Origin of the sequence: Alteraurantiacibacter buctensis, assembly GCF_009827655.1 — a bacterium.
GTDB classification, from domain to species: domain Bacteria; phylum Pseudomonadota; class Alphaproteobacteria; order Sphingomonadales; family Sphingomonadaceae; genus Alteraurantiacibacter; species Alteraurantiacibacter buctensis.
The window spans coordinates 727,571-744,096 of sequence record NZ_WTYV01000002.1 but is presented as its reverse complement, the minus strand read 5'-3'; the positions used below and the strand labels follow the sequence as shown (position 1 = coordinate 744,096).

16 protein-coding genes are annotated in these 16,526 nt (G+C 67.4%); 6 read left to right on the top strand and 10 right to left on the bottom strand.

Features of this window, described 5'->3' with window-relative positions:
* The first annotated feature begins 41 nt into the window (after positions 1-41).
* Positions 42-788 (top strand): phosphatase PAP2 family protein, encoded by a 747-nt coding sequence (locus GRI99_RS08120; protein ID WP_160771509.1) that lies wholly within the window; start codon positions 42-44, stop codon positions 786-788.
* Positions 789-794: 6 nt separating this feature from the next.
* Here the strand turns inward: GRI99_RS08120 and GRI99_RS08115 are convergent, their stop codons facing one another.
* The 3 genes from GRI99_RS08115 to GRI99_RS08105 all read right to left on the bottom strand — a co-directional run bounded on the left by GRI99_RS08115 (position 795) and on the right by GRI99_RS08105 (position 4,870).
* On the bottom strand, positions 795-1,751 hold the full coding sequence (locus GRI99_RS08115; RefSeq protein ID WP_160771508.1) for a UDP-glucuronic acid decarboxylase family protein: 957 nt from the start codon (positions 1,749-1,751) through the stop codon (positions 795-797).
* Between the two features lie 111 nt (positions 1,752-1,862).
* On the bottom strand, positions 1,863-2,897 hold the full coding sequence (locus GRI99_RS08110) for a 2-oxoacid:ferredoxin oxidoreductase subunit beta (protein WP_160771507.1): 1,035 nt from the start codon (positions 2,895-2,897) through the stop codon (positions 1,863-1,865).
* Positions 2,894-4,870: a 2-oxoacid:acceptor oxidoreductase subunit alpha gene (locus GRI99_RS08105; RefSeq protein ID WP_160771506.1), complete on the bottom strand. Its 1,977-nt coding sequence runs from the start codon at positions 4,868-4,870 to the stop codon at positions 2,894-2,896. The genes GRI99_RS08110 and GRI99_RS08105 overlap by 4 nt, the downstream gene beginning before the upstream one ends.
* 152 nt (positions 4,871-5,022) lie before the next feature.
* Here GRI99_RS08105 and GRI99_RS08100 point away from each other — a divergent pair, with 152 nt between their 5' ends.
* Positions 5,023-5,508 carry an RNA pyrophosphohydrolase gene (locus GRI99_RS08100; protein WP_160771505.1) on the top strand — a complete coding sequence of 162 codons (486 nt, stop codon included), beginning with the start codon at positions 5,023-5,025 and terminating at the stop codon, positions 5,506-5,508.
* 3 nt (positions 5,509-5,511) lie between these two features.
* Here the strand turns inward: GRI99_RS08100 and GRI99_RS08095 are convergent, their stop codons facing one another.
* The 4 genes from GRI99_RS08095 to GRI99_RS08080 form a co-directional block, all read right to left on the bottom strand.
* On the bottom strand, positions 5,512-6,012 hold the full coding sequence (locus GRI99_RS08095) for a tetratricopeptide repeat protein (RefSeq protein ID WP_237438192.1): 501 nt from the start codon (positions 6,010-6,012) through the stop codon (positions 5,512-5,514).
* Between the two features lie 64 nt (positions 6,013-6,076).
* Complete coding sequence (locus GRI99_RS08090) at positions 6,077-7,255, bottom strand: RsmB/NOP family class I SAM-dependent RNA methyltransferase (protein WP_160771503.1); 1,179 nt, start codon at positions 7,253-7,255, stop codon at positions 6,077-6,079.
* A 15-nt stretch (positions 7,256-7,270) separates the two neighbouring features.
* Positions 7,271-8,722, bottom strand: coding sequence for an IMP dehydrogenase (gene guaB, locus GRI99_RS08085; protein WP_160771502.1), 1,452 nt, complete (start codon positions 8,720-8,722; stop codon positions 7,271-7,273).
* 86 nt (positions 8,723-8,808) lie between these two features.
* Positions 8,809-9,564, bottom strand: coding sequence for a 3-hydroxybutyrate dehydrogenase (locus tag GRI99_RS08080; RefSeq protein WP_160771501.1), 756 nt, complete (start codon positions 9,562-9,564; stop codon positions 8,809-8,811).
* Between the two features lie 93 nt (positions 9,565-9,657).
* Here GRI99_RS08080 and ypfJ point away from each other — a divergent pair, with 93 nt between their 5' ends.
* From ypfJ to GRI99_RS08065, 3 genes are all read left to right on the top strand, one after another.
* A complete protein-coding gene (gene ypfJ, locus GRI99_RS08075; protein ID WP_160771500.1) occupies positions 9,658-10,518 on the top strand; it encodes a KPN_02809 family neutral zinc metallopeptidase in 861 nt (286 codons plus the stop codon).
* A gap of 10 nt (positions 10,519-10,528) precedes the next feature.
* The gene (locus GRI99_RS08070) at positions 10,529-11,188 is read left to right on the top strand and encodes a hypothetical protein (RefSeq protein ID WP_202392980.1); all 660 of its coding nucleotides are present in this window, start codon (positions 10,529-10,531) and stop codon (positions 11,186-11,188) included.
* A gap of 358 nt (positions 11,189-11,546) precedes the next feature.
* A complete protein-coding gene (locus GRI99_RS08065) occupies positions 11,547-11,702 on the top strand; it encodes a hypothetical protein (protein WP_160771499.1) in 156 nt (51 codons plus the stop codon).
* 4 nt (positions 11,703-11,706) lie between these two features.
* Here GRI99_RS08065 and GRI99_RS08060 read toward each other — a convergent pair whose 3' ends face one another.
* Positions 11,707-13,401, bottom strand: coding sequence for a M56 family metallopeptidase (locus tag GRI99_RS08060; RefSeq protein ID WP_237438191.1), 1,695 nt, complete (start codon positions 13,399-13,401; stop codon positions 11,707-11,709).
* On the bottom strand, positions 13,398-13,814 hold the full coding sequence (locus GRI99_RS08055; RefSeq protein ID WP_160771498.1) for a BlaI/MecI/CopY family transcriptional regulator: 417 nt from the start codon (positions 13,812-13,814) through the stop codon (positions 13,398-13,400). Before GRI99_RS08055 ends, GRI99_RS08060 begins: the two co-directional genes overlap by 4 nt.
* Before the next feature lie 93 nt (positions 13,815-13,907).
* On the opposite strand from GRI99_RS08055, the gene GRI99_RS08050 reads away from it, so the two are divergent.
* Positions 13,908-15,086, top strand: coding sequence for an alpha-hydroxy acid oxidase (locus GRI99_RS08050; RefSeq protein ID WP_160771497.1), 1,179 nt, complete (start codon positions 13,908-13,910; stop codon positions 15,084-15,086).
* Here the strand turns inward: GRI99_RS08050 and creD are convergent.
* Positions 15,083-16,408: a cell envelope integrity protein CreD gene (creD, locus tag GRI99_RS08045; RefSeq protein WP_160771496.1), complete on the bottom strand. Its 1,326-nt coding sequence runs from the start codon at positions 16,406-16,408 to the stop codon at positions 15,083-15,085. The genes GRI99_RS08050 and creD overlap by 4 nt on opposite strands.
* Between the last annotated feature and the right edge of the window lie 118 nt (positions 16,409-16,526).

The window sequence follows — 16,526 nt, the reverse complement described above, 5'->3', positions numbered from 1 at the left end:
CACCGCCGTTGTGGCGGCAAACCTACGGAGACGCCAGAGCCATGACCTTCACCGACCTGCGGGCCCATTGGGCGCGCGAGCAGAAATGGCTGGTGCTGTTCTTGGCTTCCGCCGCGCTGGTCTGGGCTTTCGTCAAGCTGGCAGGCGAGATGGTGGAGGGCGAAACCACCGCGCTCGACCGGACCATCACCCTCCTGTTCCGTGTACCCGGAAACCCGGCCCAGCCGATCGGCCCAGCGTGGCTGCCAGGAACCATGATCGACCTCTCTGCCCTGGGCAGCGTGGTGGTGCTGACGCTGGTATCCCTGCTGGCCGTGGCACTGCTGCTGTTCCGCAAGCGGCGGCGGCTGGCGGCGGTGATGGCAGCGGCCACCGGCGGCGGCGCATTGGCCAGTATGCTGCTGAAAGACCTGTTCGCCCGCCCCCGGCCCGATATCGTGCCGCACCTGGTGGAGGTGAACACGATGAGCTTTCCCAGCGGCCACGCCACCAACAGCGCGATCGTCTACCTGACGGTGGCCATGGTGCTGGCGCGCAATTTCGAAGACCGCCCCACCCGCCTGTTCATCCTGGCGAGCGCCGTGCTGCTGGTGATCGGCGTGGGCGTGACGCGGGTGTTCCTGGGCGTGCATTATCCCAGCGACGTGGTGGCCGGCTGGACCGCCGGGGCCGCCTGGGCCCTGGCCATGGGCGCGCTCACTGCCCGCCTGCAACGCCAGCACAAGGTGGAGCAGCCCGAAGAACCGCAGCACAATCCCGCCCCGACAGACAAGGCTGCCGGGGAATAGGCCGCCTCAGCCGATCTCTTTGAGGAGCTGGTCGAAATAGGCGATGGTATGGGTCAGGCCATCGCGCAGATTCACCTTGGGCTCCCAGCCCAGCACTTCACGCGCCTTGGTGATATCGGGCTGGCGCTGCTTGGGATCGTCTGCCGGCAAGGGCAGGAAGGTCAGCTGGCTGGCGCTGCCGGTCAGGTCGATCACCGCCTCGGCCAGCTCGATCATGGTGAATTCGCCCGGATTGCCCAGGTTGATCGGGCCGGTCACCTCGGCGCCGGTGGCCATCAGGCGGATGAAGCCTTCCACCAGGTCATCGCGATAGCAGAAGCTGCGCGTTTGCAGGCCCTCGCCATAGATCGTGATCGGCTCGCCCTTCAGTGCCTGGACGATGAAGTTCGATACCACGCGCCCGTCGGCCGGGTGCATGCGCGGGCCATAGGTGTTGAAGATGCGCGCCACCTTGATCTCCAGCCCGTGCTGGCGGTGGTAATCGAAGAACAGCGTCTCGGCGCAGCGCTTGCCCTCGTCATAGCAGGACCGGATGCCGATGGGGTTGACGTTGCCCCAGTATTCCTCCGGCTGCGGGTGGACGGAGGGGTCGCCATAGACTTCGCTGGTGCTGGCCTGGAAGATCTTGGCCCGCGTGCGCTTGGCAAGGCCCAGCACGTTGATCGCGCCGTGTACGCTGGTCTTCGTCGTCTGCACCGGATCGTGCTGGTAGTGCACCGGGCTGGCCGGGCAGGCCAGGTTGTAGATCTCGTCCACCTCCACATAGAGCGGGAAGGTGACGTCATGGCGCATCAGCTCGAACCGGTCGCTGTCCAGCAGGTGCGCCACGTTGGCGCGGCGGCCGGTGAAGTAGTTGTCCACGCACAGCACATCGTGGCCGGCCTCGAGCAGCCGCTCGCACAGGTGACTGCCGAGAAACCCCGCGCCCCCGGTAACCAGGATGCGCTTGCTGACGATCGACATGAAACCCCCTCACCCGGAAACACAAAGCCCCCGCAGCGCGGGGCTGCGAGGGCTTTAGGTTGTGAGGCAAAGCCTTGGCAAGCGCGCTTGGGGGCTTTCCCCAAGCCGCAATCAGGCCGGGTGGCCGCCTTCTGCCTCCACGGTCCAGGTCTGGCCCTTGGCCAGCAGGCGGGCCAGGCTGGTGTTCTTACCGGCGGTGGCGCGGGCGATCTCGTCGGCCACGCCTTCCTCATAGGTGGGGCGCGGATCGTCGTAAAGCACGCCCAGCGCCATCGGGAACCGGCCGAAGGGCAGTTCCACCAGCATGTGGGCGATGCTGCGGTTCTTCACGTTGTGCACCAGAACGCCGGCGGCCTGCCAATCACCGTCGACCACGTCCACAACCTTCAGTTCCAGGTTCTCAAGATCGAGTGCCAGACCCTTGGTTTCCTTGGCAAACAGCATGGGCTTGCCGTCCTCCAGCCACAACTGGCGGTCTTCCGCACCCTTGGGCTGGGCGAAGGCGTCGAACACGTCCTTGTTGTAGACCACGCAGTTCTGGAAGATTTCCACAAAGGCCGCACCCTTGTGGGCATGGGCGGCCTTGAGCACATCGGGCAGGTTCTTGGACACGTCGAACCCGCGCGCCACGAACCGGGCGCCCACGCCCAGCGCGAAGGCGCAGGGGTTAGCCGGTCGGTCGACCGATCCCAGCGGGGTGGAAGGCGTGGTGGTGCCCACGCGGCTGGTGGGCGAATACTGTCCCTTGGTCAGGCCGTAGATCTCGTTGTTGAACAGCATGATCTGCATGTTCACGTTACGGCGCAGCACGTGCATCAGGTGGTTGCCGCCGATGGACAGGCCATCGCCGTCACCCGTCACCAGCCAAACGTCCAGCGCCGGATTGGCCAGCTTGATGCCGGTGGCAAAGGCCGGCGCGCGGCCGTGGATAGTGTGGAAGCCATAGCTTTCGATGTAGTACGGGAAGCGGCTGGAGCAGCCGATGCCGGACACGAACACGGTGTTCGCCGGGTCCGCGCCCAACTGCGGAAGGGTGCGCTGCACGGCCTTCAGGATCGCGTAGTCACCGCAACCGGGGCACCAGCGCACTTCCTGGTCGGTTTCCCAGTCCTTCAGGGTGGTCTGGATCGGGGTCATGTCGTTCATTGCGCGTCTCCGCCCGCCTTCAGCGAGCCGTCATCGTAACCTGCCACCGGGTTGGGCAACTGCTGCGAATTGGGTTCCACCGCCCCGCCCTCGTTGCCCGGGACGCCGTCGAAGAACTTGGCGATGGCCGCGTCCAGCTCGGCGATCTGGAACGGCTGCCCGCTGGTCTTGGTCAGGCTTTCGGCATCCACCAGCAACTGGTCGCGCAGCACGGTCTTGAACTGGCCGGTGTTCATCTCGGGCACCAGCACCTTGTCGAAGCCCTTGAGCAAGTCGCCCAGGTTCCTGGGCAGCGGCCAGATGTTGCGCACGTGGATGTGGCTGACCGACAGGCCCTTGGCCCTCGCATTGTCCACCGCGCGGCGGATGGGGCCATAGGTGCTGCCCCAGCCGACCACGGCGAGGCGACCCTTGGCATCGCCCAGCGACACATCCTGGTCGGGCACCACGATGCCATCGATCTTGGCCTTGCGGGCATCGGTCATCGCCTGGTGGTTTTCCGGCGAATAGTCGATGTTGCCGGTGCCCTGGTTCTTCTCGATGCCGCCGATGCGATGCATCAGGCCCGGCGTGCCCGGCTTGATCCACGGCCGTGCGCCCTTGGTATCGCGCGCATAGGGCAGCAACCGGTCGCCATCGTTCTTCTCGGTCAGGAACTGCGCCTTGAACGGGGCAAAGGTTTCCGGATCGGGCACCTTCCACGGCTCGGCCGCATTGGCGATATAGCCATCGGTCAGCAGGATAACCGGGGTCATGTATTCTACCGCGATGCGGCAGGCCTCGATCGCCACTTCGAACACATCGCTGGGCGAGCGGGCCGAAATCACCGGGATCGGCGCATCGCCGTTGCGGCCATAGACCGCCTGGTACAGGTCGCTTTGCTCGGTCTTGGTGGGCAAGCCCGTGGAGGGGCCGCCGCGCTGGCTGTTGACGATCACCAGCGGCAGCTCGGTCATCACCGCCAGGCCCATCGCCTCGCCCTTCAGAGCGATGCCTGGTCCGGAGGAACTGGTTACGCCCAGTTGGCCGGCATAGCTGGCGCCGATGGCCGAACAGATCGCGGCAATCTCGTCTTCCGCCTGGAAGGTGGTGACGCCGAACTCCTTCATCTTCACCAGATAGTGCAGGATGGAGCTGGCCGGCGTGATCGGATAGCCGCCGAAGAACATGTGCAGGCCGGCAAGCTGCGCCCCCGCCACCAGCCCCAGCGACACCGCTTCCGCGCCGGTGATGGTGCGATAGAGGCCCGGCGCGGCGGGTACCGGATCGATGTGCAGCTTCTTCAGCGGTCCGGACAGTTCCGCCGTTTCGCCATAGGCGTGGCCGGCGTTGAGCGCGGCGATGTTGGCACCGGCCAGTTCCGGCTTCCTGGCGAACTTGGCGTTCAGCCAGTCGATCAGGGGCTGCCGATCGCGGTCGAACATCCACAACGCCAGGCCCAGCGTCCACATGTTCTTGCAGCGCAGGGCATCCTTGTTGCCCAGGCCGAAGTCCTTCACCGCCTCGACCGTCAGGGCCGAGATGTCGAAGGCCAGCACGTTCCACTTGGCCAGGCTGCCATCCTCGATCGGGTTGCTGGCATACTTCGCCTTGTCGAGGTTGCGCTGGGTGAACTCACCGGTGTCTGCAATGATCAGGCCGCCGGGCTTGAGGGCCGAGAGGTTCACCTTCAGCGCCGCCGGGTTCATCGCCACCAGCACGTCCGGCGCGTCACCGGCGGTGTTGATCTCGCGGCTGCCGAAGTTGATCTGGAAGGCGGACACGCCGAACAGCGTGCCCTGCGGCGCGCGGATTTCTGCCGGAAAGTCCGGGAAGGTCGCCAGGTCATTACCGGCAAGGGCGGTGGACAGGGTGAACTGTCCGCCGGTCAACTGCATGCCATCGCCACTGTCGCCGGCAAAGCGCACCACCACCGCATCGGGGGCGGCGGTCGGGGAAGTCTGGGCCGGCTTGTCGGCCACCTGGGTTGCCATCACTCGCACATCCTGTTCACGCGCGGGAAAATCGCATCCGCGCCGTAGGTTTGCCGCCCTATGGTCCCCCCGCCTCAGGGGCAATCAAGATTTTCTGTTCCTTTGGCAACGGGGCGATGGAATTGCTCCACCTGTTTGGATAACGCGGCGGGATGACGACTGCTACCGATCCTTCGCTTTATCGGCCCTGCGTGGGCGTGATGCTGGTCAACACCGATGCCCGCGTGTTCGTGGGCAAGCGGATCGACAACAAGGAAGGCGACTGGTGGCAGATGCCGCAGGGTGGGGTGGATCCCGGCGAAGACCTGGTGCAGGCCGCGCTGCGCGAGCTGGAGGAGGAAACCGGCATCGGCGAAAAGCACCTGCAGCCGGTCACCCACCTGCCGGACGAGATCTATTACGACCTGCCCGATGACCTGAAGGGCAAGCTGTGGGGCGGCAAGTACCTGGGCCAGCGGCAGACCTGGTTCCTGGTGCGTTTTACCGGTGAGGACCGGCACGTGGACCTCAACGCCCACAAGCACCCGGAATTCAGCGCCTTCAAATGGGTCGATCCGCACCTGCTGCCGGACCTGATCGTGCCATTCAAGCGCGCCGTTTACGAGCGGGTGGTAACGGGTCTGGCTCCCCTGATCTGAGGCCTAGTTCACCGAAACGCCGGCGTCCGGTGAAACTTCGGCCGATGCCACGCGCGGCAGGGGGCCGCGGGCGATTGCGGCGTTGAGCTGGGCCACTTCGGCGCAGGTTGCCCCGCACAGCGCTTCAAGCTGCGCCAGGTTCTCGCGCGCACCGGCCAGTGCGCCCTTCTCGGCCAGCGCCTCGCCCTCGCCCGCCAGCGCGGCCAGGTTTTCCGGATCGCGCGCTAGAACTATGCGGTAATAGCGGATGGCCTTGCCCTGCATGCCCGAAGCGCGGGCTGCACTGGCCAGGTCAAGGTAAACGGTTGAATAGCCGGGATCGACCACCAGGGCCGCCTCGAATGCGTCTGTCGCGCCCTGCACGTCGCCAGCGTCAAGCGCCGCGCGGCCTTCTGCCGCCAGTTGCACCGCGCGCGGATCGGGGGCCTCGGCCGCACTGAAGGCGGCGCTGGAGGTGACCGCAGCCAGCAGGGCAATGGCAAAAGCGGCCGGAGTATAACGCATGGCGAGTTCCTTGATCGTCGGCCGGGATTCCGGGCGTTCGCTGGTCATGACACCCCAAGGCCTATCATGCGGCGGATAAACGCGCGATGAAAAATCCGTCGGTTCCGTCGCTGCCGGGTTGCAGCCGCCAGCCGGGGCCGCGTGGGCAGCCCAGGGGCAGATCGAGCGGGTCGGCGCTGAAGCGGGGATTGGCCGCCAGGAAGCGCGCCACCTGCCCGGCCCCTTCCTCGTCCAGCAGCGAGCAGGTGACATAAACCAGCCGCCCGCCGGGGCGCACAAGCTGCGCGGCAACGTCCAGCAGCCGCGCCTGCAGGGCCACCAGCCGCTCCAGTTCGCGGGGGGTCAGCCGCCAGCGGGCTTCCGGGTTGCGCCGCCAGGTGCCCGTGCCGGAACAGGGCGCATCGACCAGCACGGCATCGGCCTTGTTTTCCCAGGGCGCGAGCGCGTCCAGCTCCTGGCCCGGGTCGAGCAGCACGGTGTGGGCAATCGTCGCCCCGGCGCGTTCGGCGCGCGGGGCAAGCTGGCCCAGGCGGCGGCGATCGCTGTCCGCTGCAATCAGCGTGCCTTTGTTCTGCATGGCGGCGGCCAGGGCCAGCGTCTTGCCGCCAGCACCCGCGCACAGGTCGATTACCGTCTCGCCGGGGGCGGCCGCCACGGCCTGGCAGGCCAACTGGCTGCCGGCGTCCTGTACCTCGATCAGGCCCTGCTTGAAGGCATCCCAACCTTCAACCGGTGTGCCGGGCGACAGGCGCAGGGCCCCCGCCACCGGCAAAGGTGCCCCGGCCTGCGGCAGGTTCAGCATGGCAGGATCGGCCTTCAGCGTGTTGATGCGGATATCCAGCGGCGCGCGATCGAGCAGCGCACGGGCGGCTTGCCCGGCCACGTCCGCTGCCGCCAGCCGCTCCTCCAGCCAGGCCGGCGCCACGCCCGATGCGGCAAGCTGCTCGTCCGGCCCGATCGGCGCGGGGCCATAGCCGGCGCCGTCGAACAGGGCGCGCATGTCGGGAAAGTCGGTCGCCAGCCGCAGCATGGCCGCCCGCCCGCTTGGCGGCACCGGGCCGCAGGCGCGGATGGCGGCATAGACCAGCTCGCGAATGGCCTTGCGGTCTTTCGAGCCGGCATAGCGGTTGGCGCGCGCCCAGTCGGCCACGATCCGGTCCGCCGGGGCACCCTGCCCGCTGGCGGCGGCGATCACGGCGTCGAGGATGCCGATCGCCGCCTGGATATGTGCGGCGGGGGTCATCCTGCCAATCCGGGCTTAGCGGGTCGGATAGTTCGGTGCCTCGCGGGTGATCGACACGTCATGCACGTGGCTTTCGGAAAGGCCCGCGTTGGTAATGCGGATGAACCGCGCGCGCTGCTTCAGGTCGGCAATCGTGGCGCTGCCGGTATAGCCCATGGCTGCCTTGATGCCGCCGACAAGCTGGTGGACCACATCACGCGCCGGGCCCTTGTAGGGCACCTGGCCTTCGATCCCTTCGGGCACCAGCTTCATCTGGTCCTTGATGTCCTGCTGGAAATAGCGATCCGCGCTGCCGCGTGCCATCGCCCCCACGCTGCCCATGCCGCGATAGGCCTTGTAGGCGCGCCCCTGGTAGAGGAACGTCTCGCCCGGCGCTTCCTCGGTGCCGGCCAGCAGGCTGCCGATCATCACGGTGCTGGCACCGGCGGCCAGGGCCTTGGCCGCATCGCCGCTGGTGCGCAGGCCACCGTCACCGATGATCGGCACATCGCCAGCAGCGCTGGCGGCTTCCATGATGGCGGTCAACTGCGGTACGCCCACGCCCGCCACGATGCGGGTGGTGCAGATGCTTCCGGGGCCGATGCCCACCTTCACGCCGTCCGCGCCCGCGCCGACCAGCGCCTTGGTCGCCTCAGCCGTGGCCACGTTGCCGGCGATCACCTGCACCGCGTTGCTCAGCTTCTTTACCCGCTCAACCGCGCGGGCCACGTCCTTGTTGTGGCCGTGGGCGGTATCGATCACGATCACGTCGCACCCGGCATCCACCAGCGCTTCGGTGCGGGCAAAGCCCTTGTCGCCGATGGTGGTGGCCGCCGCCACGCGCAGGCGACCGGCGGCATCCTTCGTGGCATCAGGGTGCAGCACCGCTTTCTCGATATCCTTCACCGTGATCAGGCCCACGCAGTGATAGGCATCGTCCACCACCAGCAGCTTCTCGATCCGGCGGGCGTGGAGCAGGCGGCGCGCCTCTTCCTGGCTGACGCCTTCGGACACCGTGGCGAGGTTCTCCGCCGTCATCAGCTCGCGCACCGGCTGGCGCGGATTGTCGGCAAAGCGCACGTCGCGGTTGGTCAGGATACCCACCAGCTTGCCATCGGCAGCGACCACGGGAATGCCGCTGATGCGGTTCTGCGTCATCAGCGCCTGCGCCTCGCCCAGCGTGGCATCGGGCGTGATGGTGATGGGGTTGACCACCATGCCGCTTTCAAACCGCTTCACCTGGCGCACGGCGGCGCACTGTTCCTCGATCGTCAGGTTGCGGTGGAGCACGCCGATGCCGCCAAGCTGGGCCATCACGATGGCCATGTCGCTTTCGGTCACGGTGTCCATAGCGGCCGACAGCACCGGGATGTTGAGCGAGATGTCGCGCGTCAGCCGGGTGCGGGTGCTGGTCTGGCTGGGCACCAGGTCGCTCTCGCCCGGCCGCAGGAGGACGTCGTCGAATGTCAGGCCGGTTTCGATTTCCATGGGTGCCACCAGATGTTGTGCGCAAGGCGATTCGTGGCGGCCCATGTAACCGCAGCTTGTGGCAATCGCTAGGGGGCGGGGAAAAGTTACTCCGCCGTCCACCCACCATCGATAGACATGTTCGCCCCGTTGATGTTCTGCGCTGCTTCGCCGCACAGGAACACGGCCATGGCCGCCACTTCCTCCACCGCCACGAACTTCTTGGTCGGCTGCTTGGCCAGCAGCACATCGCGCATCACCTGTTCGCGGGTCAGGCCGCGGGCGGCCATGGTGTCGGGGATCTGGTTTTCGACCAGCGGGGTCCAGACATAGCCGGGGCTGATGCAGTTTGCGGTAATGCCCGCCTCGGCCAGTTCCAGCGCCAGCACCTTGGTGAGGCCGGCGATGCCGTGCTTGGCCGCCACATACGCCGCCTTGTAGGGGCTGGCGACCAGCGAGTGGGCGCTGGCCACGTTGATGATCCGGCCCCAGCCCGCCTGCTTCATGTAAGGCACCGCCAGCCGCGAGGTGTGGAAGGCGGAGGACAGGTTGAGGTTGATGATCGCCTCCCACTTTGCCACCGGAAAGTCTTCAACCGGGCTGACGAACTGCATGCCCGCATTGTTGACCAGCACGTCAACCTCGCCCGCCGCGGCCATCAGCTTTTCGGCCCCTGCCGCGCTCGTCAGGTCGGCATCGACGTGACTGGCCCCCAGTTCGCCGCAAAGCTCATCGATCAATTCGCCCGGCCCGAAGCCGTTGAGCACCAGCGTTGCCCCTTCGGCGCGCAGGGCGCGGGCTATGGCCAGGCCAATGCCCGAAGTGGACCCGGTAACAAGGGCACGCTTGCCGTTCAGGAACATTCTCGACTCCATTGATTTGTCGCCATAGGTTTCCCACGCGGGGGCGGGGCTGGTCCAGCCCCATCTCGCAATTGCACAAGAGGGGCAAGGTACATGCGGCTCAATCCATTCAATCCCGACAACATCCGCGTGCGTGGCGGCGGCGGAGGCGGCGGCATTGGCGCGGGCGGGATGGGCTGCGGCGGCCTGATCGTGGTGCTGATCGGCGTGTTCGTGTTCGGGGCCGATCCGCAGCAGATGATCGGCATGGTCCAGGGCGGCCAGCAGAGCCTGCCGCAGGACCAGGCGGGCAGCAGCCAGAGCGTGGAGGAGTTGTGCAATTCGAACACCTATGCGCTGGAAGGCTGCAACGCCCTCGACAGCCTGAACCAGACATGGGAGCCGCTGTTTGCCGAGGCGAACATTCCGTTCCAACAGCCGACGCTGGTCTATTACCAGGGCGGCACCAATTCCGGCTGCGGCGCGGCCCAGTCGGCCATGGGGCCGTTCTATTGCCCGCCCGACCAGGGCATCTACATCGACACCAGTTTCTTTGACCAGATGGCCAGCCAGATGGGCGCGAGCGGCGACTTTGCCCGGTATTACGTGATGGCGCACGAGTATGGCCACCATGTGCAGAACCTGACCGGCCTGGCCGACCAGATCCGGTCCGCCCAGCAGCAGAACCCGCAAGCCGCCAACCAGTTGCAGGTGCGCATGGAGCTGCAGGCGGATTGCTATGCAGGCGTGTGGGCCGGGCGCAACCGGAACCTTATCGAACCTGGCGACTTTGAAGAGGGCATGACCGCCGCCAATGCCATTGGTGACGACACGCTGATGCGCAACGCGGGGCAATCGGTGAACCAGGAAAGCTTCACCCACGGCTCCAGCGCCCAGCGCATGGAATGGCTCAGAAGGGGAATCCAGACCGGTGATGAAGACCAGTGCGACACGTTTGCCGACCTGCGCCGCTAGTGCGCTAACCTTGCTTGCACTGGGACTGGCATCCCCCGCGCTGGCGCAGAACCAGCCGCGCGGCCTGAACAACGATCCCGATGCGGCCGACGTGGCACTGACCCCGCTGGGTGACCTCAACCTGCGCAACGATCCCATCCCGCCGTTGCTGCTGGCGGCGCGCGAAGCTCCGTACGACCAGACCGGCGTGCGCAACTGCCGCCAGCTGATCCAGAGCGTGGCAGAGCTCGACGCGGTCCTTGGTTCCGATTTCGATACCGAAGTACCCGATGCCGGGGGCCGCAACATTTCCGCCGGCAACATTGCCCAACGCCTGCTGGGCAGCCTGATCCCGTTCCGCGGGATCATCCGCGAAGTGTCGGGCGCCAACGAGCACGAACGCGACTTCCGCGAAGCGATTGCCGCGGGGATGACGCGGCGTGCCTACCTGAAAGGGCGCGGCCAGGGCATGGGCTGCAATTACCCCGCCCGCCCCGCCACCGAGGCCGAGGCGATCCGCATCCGCGCCGAACGCGAAGCGGCCGCAGCGGCAGCGGAGCAGGCAGAGGACAACAACTCCGGCCGCAACCGCCGTGGAGATGACCGGCGCGAGAATGCCGGCGAAGACAGCGGCGACGTGCAGTTCGTCTCCGAGCCGGTCGTGCAGGAAACCTCGCGCCGACGCCGCTGATCGGGCCATGGTGAACGGCGGCGGGCGGTGCGCTTTACCCGCCCGCCACGGGCAGCCATCGCCCGGGACATGCTTGCGCAGACCTGCCCGCCAGCCGTGACCGCCCCGCGATGATCGCGCTTACCCGCCGCATCCTGGCGTCGCGCACGGTGCGCTTCGGCATCGTCGGCGTGTCGGCCACCCTCAGTACTTGCTGATCACCGGCGGCCTGGAATACCTGACCGCCCTGCCCCCGGCCCTGATCAACCTGATCGGCCTGGCCGGCCTGGCCGGCAGCCTGCTACTATCCTGTGTCGGCCACTAATACTTTTCCTTTAAGGCAACCAGCGGCCATAACCGCAAGGGGCCGCTGTTCCTGGTGGTCACCTGCGTGATCGTGCTGGGCGCGATGGCCGTGCAGAACGTCATCGCGCTGGCTGCCGGGTCACTTTATGTCAGCTACCCGGCGGTGACGGTCTATCACCCCGTTGCCAGCTTCGTGCTGCACAACCTGGTCACCTTTCGCCGCGCCTGACAGATCAGCTCGCCACGGTACCGAAGACCACGGTGCCGCCCGACAGCCAGATCGCCACCGGCATCGCCTGGGGCGCAGCCGGAGCGGCTGGTGCTGCGGGCGCATCGGGAGCCGCAGGCACACGGGGAGCCTTCACCCGCACCCGCACGCTCCGCACCGGATAGGCCACCGGGGCAACCGCCGCCGGAACCGCGACGGGGGCGACCGGCGGCACGGCGAAGGACAACTCCTCGCGCTCCAGTTCCTCGATCTGCTCCTGCAGGTCGCGAAGGATCTCGCGCCGTTCGGATTCCGGGATGCCGGGGGCGGAGCGGATCGCGCGCTGGGCTTCGCGCAGGCCGTTGCTGGCGCTGACGCGGACATTGCGCTGGCACATCACGATCACCTTGCGGCCATCGGCATCGACCCGTTCGGTTACCGTCTGGTCTCCTTCGCACGCCTGTTCGATGCGCGGCAGGTCAGCGCGGGCCTGGGCGATGGCCCGGCGGCTTTCGGCAAGCGCGCGGCGCTGGTCGGCCAGGGCTTCGCGGTGATCGGCCATCGCGGCGCTGTTGTCGGCCATGGCGCGGCGGGTGTCCGCCATCGCTTGTGCCACCTCGCGGTCGGCCTCTTCAAGGTCGCGCCGGGCCTGCTCGTGCAGGTCCGCATCGCTCTTGGCCGATCCGTCGGTGCCCTCGACGATCACCACGCGACGGGTGACCTGCGGTGCCTCGGGCGCGGCGGGCGCTTCGGGAGCGTCGGGAGCAATTGGCGCTTCCGGCGCCTCCGGCTGGGCATAGGTGATCGAGGCAGTCAGCGGCAGCGCCAGCAGGGCGGAACCCGCGATGGCCCCCAGCCCCCACTTGCGGCGGGCGGCGGAGACATCGGCCATGGTCAGGGTGCGCAGGCGATGGATGATCGACTTCTCGCCCTTCAGCGGCCCGGCCATGGGCGCCGCCAGGCCCATCGGGCGGCCCGTGGCATAGCCGGCGATCACGCGGGCGTAGGTCACCCGCTCGTCCCGATCGCACCCGGCGATCACGCGGGCGTCGCAGGCAGCCTCCTGGTCGCGCCGCATGGCGCGCCATCCGGCCCACGCCAGCGGATTGAACCAGTGCAGCGCCAGCAGCGGCTGGGCGGCAATGTTGGCCAGCAGGTCGTGGCCGCGATGGTGGGCCAGTTCGTGGGCAATCGCCAGGTCGCGCGCGGCGCGGTCAGGCTGGGCCATGAAGCCCGGCGGCAGGGCCACCACCTTGTCGAACACGCCAAAGGCCACGGGGGCGCGCACGGCCGGGGTTTCCACCAGCCGCACCCGCCCCGCCTCGCCCACCGGGCGGGCATCGGACAGCAGGTCGGCGCGCATGGCCTGGTACTGGGCATAGCGCCAGCCAAGCAGCAGGAACGCACCGCCCAGCCACAGCGCGGCCAGCAGCAGCGTCCAGTCGAAAGCGGATCCGGGGGCCGCCTCCAGAGACGCGGCGGATATCGGCATCGCGGCCACAGGCATGTCGGCTGCCATGGCCGCACCGGAGAAATTCTGTGCCGGGGCCATACTGGCGGGCAACACCAGCGGCGGCAGCAACAGGCGCAGCAGCGGCAGGGCCCACAGGGCATAGGCCACCTGCGGCCCGAAATGGCGCGCCACCGGGCGGCGCAGGACGAGAACCAGCGCGATCAGCGCGCCGGTCCAGATGAAGGTATCAACCAGCCACTGGGTCATTTCTTCAACTCCCGCAGCAGGTGCTCGATCTCGGCGATATCCTCGGCCGACAGGGCCTCGCTCTCGGCCAGGTGGGCAAACAGCGGCGCGGCGCGGCCGCCGAACAGGCGATCGACCAGCCGGCGGCTTTCGGTACCGACATAGGCCTCGCGCGCCACCAGCGGGGTATAGAGGAAGCGGCGGCCATCGGGCTGGGTGGCCAGCACGCCCTTGGTCACCAGGCGGGCCAGCAGCGTCTTGACCGTGGGCATCGACCAGCCGCGCTGGTCACAGACATGGTCACAGACTTCGGCGGCGGTCTGCGGGCTTTTCTGCCACAGCGCCTCCATCACGGCATATTCGGCATCGCTGATGCGCTCGGCACCGCCACCGTTATCGGCGTCGGTTTGGGTCAGGCTGCTATCCCCGGTCATCGAAGCGACTCCCTCAAAGCTCTTCGTCGGTCCCAATGACTACAGATGTAATCTGAATTGCCGATTAATGCAAGGCGGGTCTATGGCGCGCAGATGACCAAGCGCCTCAGCTATGCCGTCCGCCGTCTGGACCAGTGCCATAACATCGCGGACTTCCGTGAGCTGGCGAAGCGTCGCCTGCCCTTCCCCGTGTTCCATTACATCGATGGCGCAGCGGATGACGAGGCCACGAAGGACCGCAACACCGCCGCATTCGAGGAGGTGGACCTGGTGCCCCGCGTGCTGGCGGGCGTGGCCGATATCGACATGAGCGTGACCGTGCTGGGCCGCACCACCCCGCTGCCGCTGATGCTCAGCCCCACGGCCCTGCAGCGCCTGTTCCACTGGCAGGGCGAGCGCGCCGTGGCCGCCGTGGCGGAGAAGTTCGGCCTCTGGTTCGGCGTCTCCAGCCTGTCGAGCGTCAGCATCGAGGAAGTGGGCGCGAACTATGCCGGCCCCAAGATGCTGCAATACTACTACCACAAGGATCGCGGGCTCAACGCCGCGCTGGTGGAGCGGGCGCGGGCGGCGAACTTCGATGCCATCACGCTGACGGTGGACACGATCGTTTCCGGCAACCGCGAGCGGTGCAAGCGCACCGGCTTTACCACCCCACCCAAGTTCACCCCCGCCAGCTTCCTCAGCTATGCCACCCACCCGGCCTGGGCGCTGAACTTCCTGTTTCGCGAGAAGTTCGACCTGCCCAACCTCAGCACCCACGTGCAGGCGGGATCGGGCAAGGCGATCTCGATCCAGGACTACTTCAACGAGATGCTTGACCCGTCGATGGACTGGCAGGCGGCCGAGGACTTGCGCAACCAGTGGGGCGGCAAGTTCTGCCTGAAGGGCATCATGTCGGTCGAAGATGCCAGGCGCGCGGCGGACATGGGGGTGGATGCCATCATGGTATCCAACCACGGCGGCCGCCAGCTTGATGGCAGCCGTGCCCCGTTCGACCAGCTCGACGAGATCGTGCAGGCCGTGGGCGACCGGATCGAGGTGATCCTTGATGGCGGCGTGCGGCGCGGCAGCCACGTGCTGAAGGCGCTGGCCACGGGGGCCAAGGCGGTCAGTGGCGGGCGCCTCTATCTCTATGCCCTGGCGGCGGCGGGCCAGCCCGGCGTGGACCGCGCCGTGGGCCTGCTGGCGGCCGAGATCGAACGCGGAATGAAGCTGATGGGGGTGAACAGGGTCGACCAGCTCACCCCCACCTGCCTGCGGTCGCGGCGCTAAGCCTCACCCTCCTCGCGGACGGAGACGGCCGACCAGTCGATTGCGCGGGTCAGGTACATGATCCCCGCCAGGGCCACGAACAGCAGCACCGAGCCGATCAGCAGAGAATAGGTCTCCAGGTTCAGCAGGACATAGAGCAGCGCATAGAGCCCTGCCAGCAGCCCGCCCATGAAGCCCGCCCGCCGCCAGGTGCCCAGCACCGCCGCGCTGTAGGCGGTCAGCAGGCCGATGATCGCCGCTGCCGCGACCACGTAGGCCAACGCAAAGCCGATCACCTCGGCAAAGGCCAGCAGCAGCACGAAGAACAGCACCAGGCCCGTGCCCGCCAGCAGGTATTCGGCGCTGGCCACCCGCGCGCCGCCGACCAGGTCGAACAGCAGGAAGGCGGCAAAGGTGAAGCCGATGAACAGGAAGCCGTATTTCACCGAGCGGTCGACCTGGCTGTAGAGGTCCACCGGATCGACCAGGCTGATGGTCGCCGGCTGGGTCACGCTGTCATCCTCCAGCGTCGCCAGCGGCTGGCCCAGCGCCAGGTTGGTGATCCCGGCATAGGTGGCGGTGAAGCCCTCCGCGCCAAGCCGGCGTTCGTCGGGCAGGAAGCTGCCGGTGAAGCCGGGATGCTGCCAGGCCGAGCTGACCTGCCATTCGGTCTCCCCGCCGCGCGGGACCAGCCCCAGCGAGTGGCTGCCGCGCAGGCCGTAGCGCCAGGCAACCGCCAGGTCCCCCGCGCCGTTCCAGGCCAGCGGCGCGGAAAAGCCCGCGCCGCCGGTGATCGCCGGCCCCTTGCCCGGTTGCAGCGGCAGGACCTCGCCGGCCGCGGTGACCTGCGCATCGCTGGTCAGCCCGCGCGGGTCGGACACGCCGAAGCGCAGCTCTGCCCGGTCGAACTGCAGGCTGGCAGGATCGACCCCGATGCGCGGCAGGTCCGCCGGCAGCACGAACCGGGCCGTGCCAGACAGGGCGCTGTCGAACACCACGCTTTCATAGATGGCATAGCGCTTGCGATCGGGGTTGATCGTGGTGGTCACGCTTTGCCGGGTGGGCGAGACGAACAGCTCGCGCCGTTCGTGGGTGATGCGATTGCGGGTGGTGCCGTTTTCGGTCTCGGTGGTGGACACCTCCCGCTCGAAGGGAATCACCAGCACCGGCCCGGTGATTGTCTGCGGCCCGCCCCAGCCGGCGGTGATGGCGGCCTGCGCGGTCTGGCTCTGGCTTTCGCGGTCGTAGACCAGCCAGTAGACCATCATCAGCGGGATCATCAGGAGTACGGCGACAAAGCCGGCCAGAAACAGCCTGATGGCCGGGTTGCGGGTTCGAAACATCGCGGGGACTCCCTCATCGTTGTGCGATGAACCGTTCTCTGTGGGCGACGAACTGAATGCCTTGTGAACCCCTCACCCCGCTCCACGGCTTGCAGCGCGGGGCCGATCGGGCACAATC

Coding starts and splice junctions, on each gene's coding strand:
- GRI99_RS08110 (WP_160771507.1), bottom strand. CDS start 2,897: ATGAACGACATGACCCCGATCCAGACCACCCTGAAGGACTGGGAAACC.
- GRI99_RS08120 (WP_160771509.1), top strand. CDS start 42: ATGACCTTCACCGACCTGCGGGCCCATTGGGCGCGCGAGCAGAAATGG.
- GRI99_RS08100 (WP_160771505.1), top strand. CDS start 5,023: ATGACGACTGCTACCGATCCTTCGCTTTATCGGCCCTGCGTGGGCGTG.
- ypfJ (WP_160771500.1), top strand. CDS start 9,658: ATGCGGCTCAATCCATTCAATCCCGACAACATCCGCGTGCGTGGCGGC.
- GRI99_RS08050 (WP_160771497.1), top strand. CDS start 13,908: ATGACCAAGCGCCTCAGCTATGCCGTCCGCCGTCTGGACCAGTGCCAT.
- GRI99_RS08055 (WP_160771498.1), bottom strand. CDS start 13,814: ATGACCGGGGATAGCAGCCTGACCCAAACCGACGCCGATAACGGTGGC.
- GRI99_RS08115 (WP_160771508.1), bottom strand. CDS start 1,751: ATGTCGATCGTCAGCAAGCGCATCCTGGTTACCGGGGGCGCGGGGTTT.
- creD (WP_160771496.1), bottom strand. CDS start 16,408: ATGTTTCGAACCCGCAACCCGGCCATCAGGCTGTTTCTGGCCGGCTTT.
- GRI99_RS08095 (WP_237438192.1), bottom strand. CDS start 6,012: ATGCGTTATACTCCGGCCGCTTTTGCCATTGCCCTGCTGGCTGCGGTC.
- guaB (WP_160771502.1), bottom strand. CDS start 8,722: ATGGAAATCGAAACCGGCCTGACATTCGACGACGTCCTCCTGCGGCCG.
- GRI99_RS08060 (WP_237438191.1), bottom strand. CDS start 13,401: ATGACCCAGTGGCTGGTTGATACCTTCATCTGGACCGGCGCGCTGATC.
- GRI99_RS08105 (WP_160771506.1), bottom strand. CDS start 4,870: ATGGCAACCCAGGTGGCCGACAAGCCGGCCCAGACTTCCCCGACCGCC.
- GRI99_RS08080 (WP_160771501.1), bottom strand. CDS start 9,564: ATGTTCCTGAACGGCAAGCGTGCCCTTGTTACCGGGTCCACTTCGGGC.
- GRI99_RS08090 (WP_160771503.1), bottom strand. CDS start 7,255: ATGACCCCCGCCGCACATATCCAGGCGGCGATCGGCATCCTCGACGCC.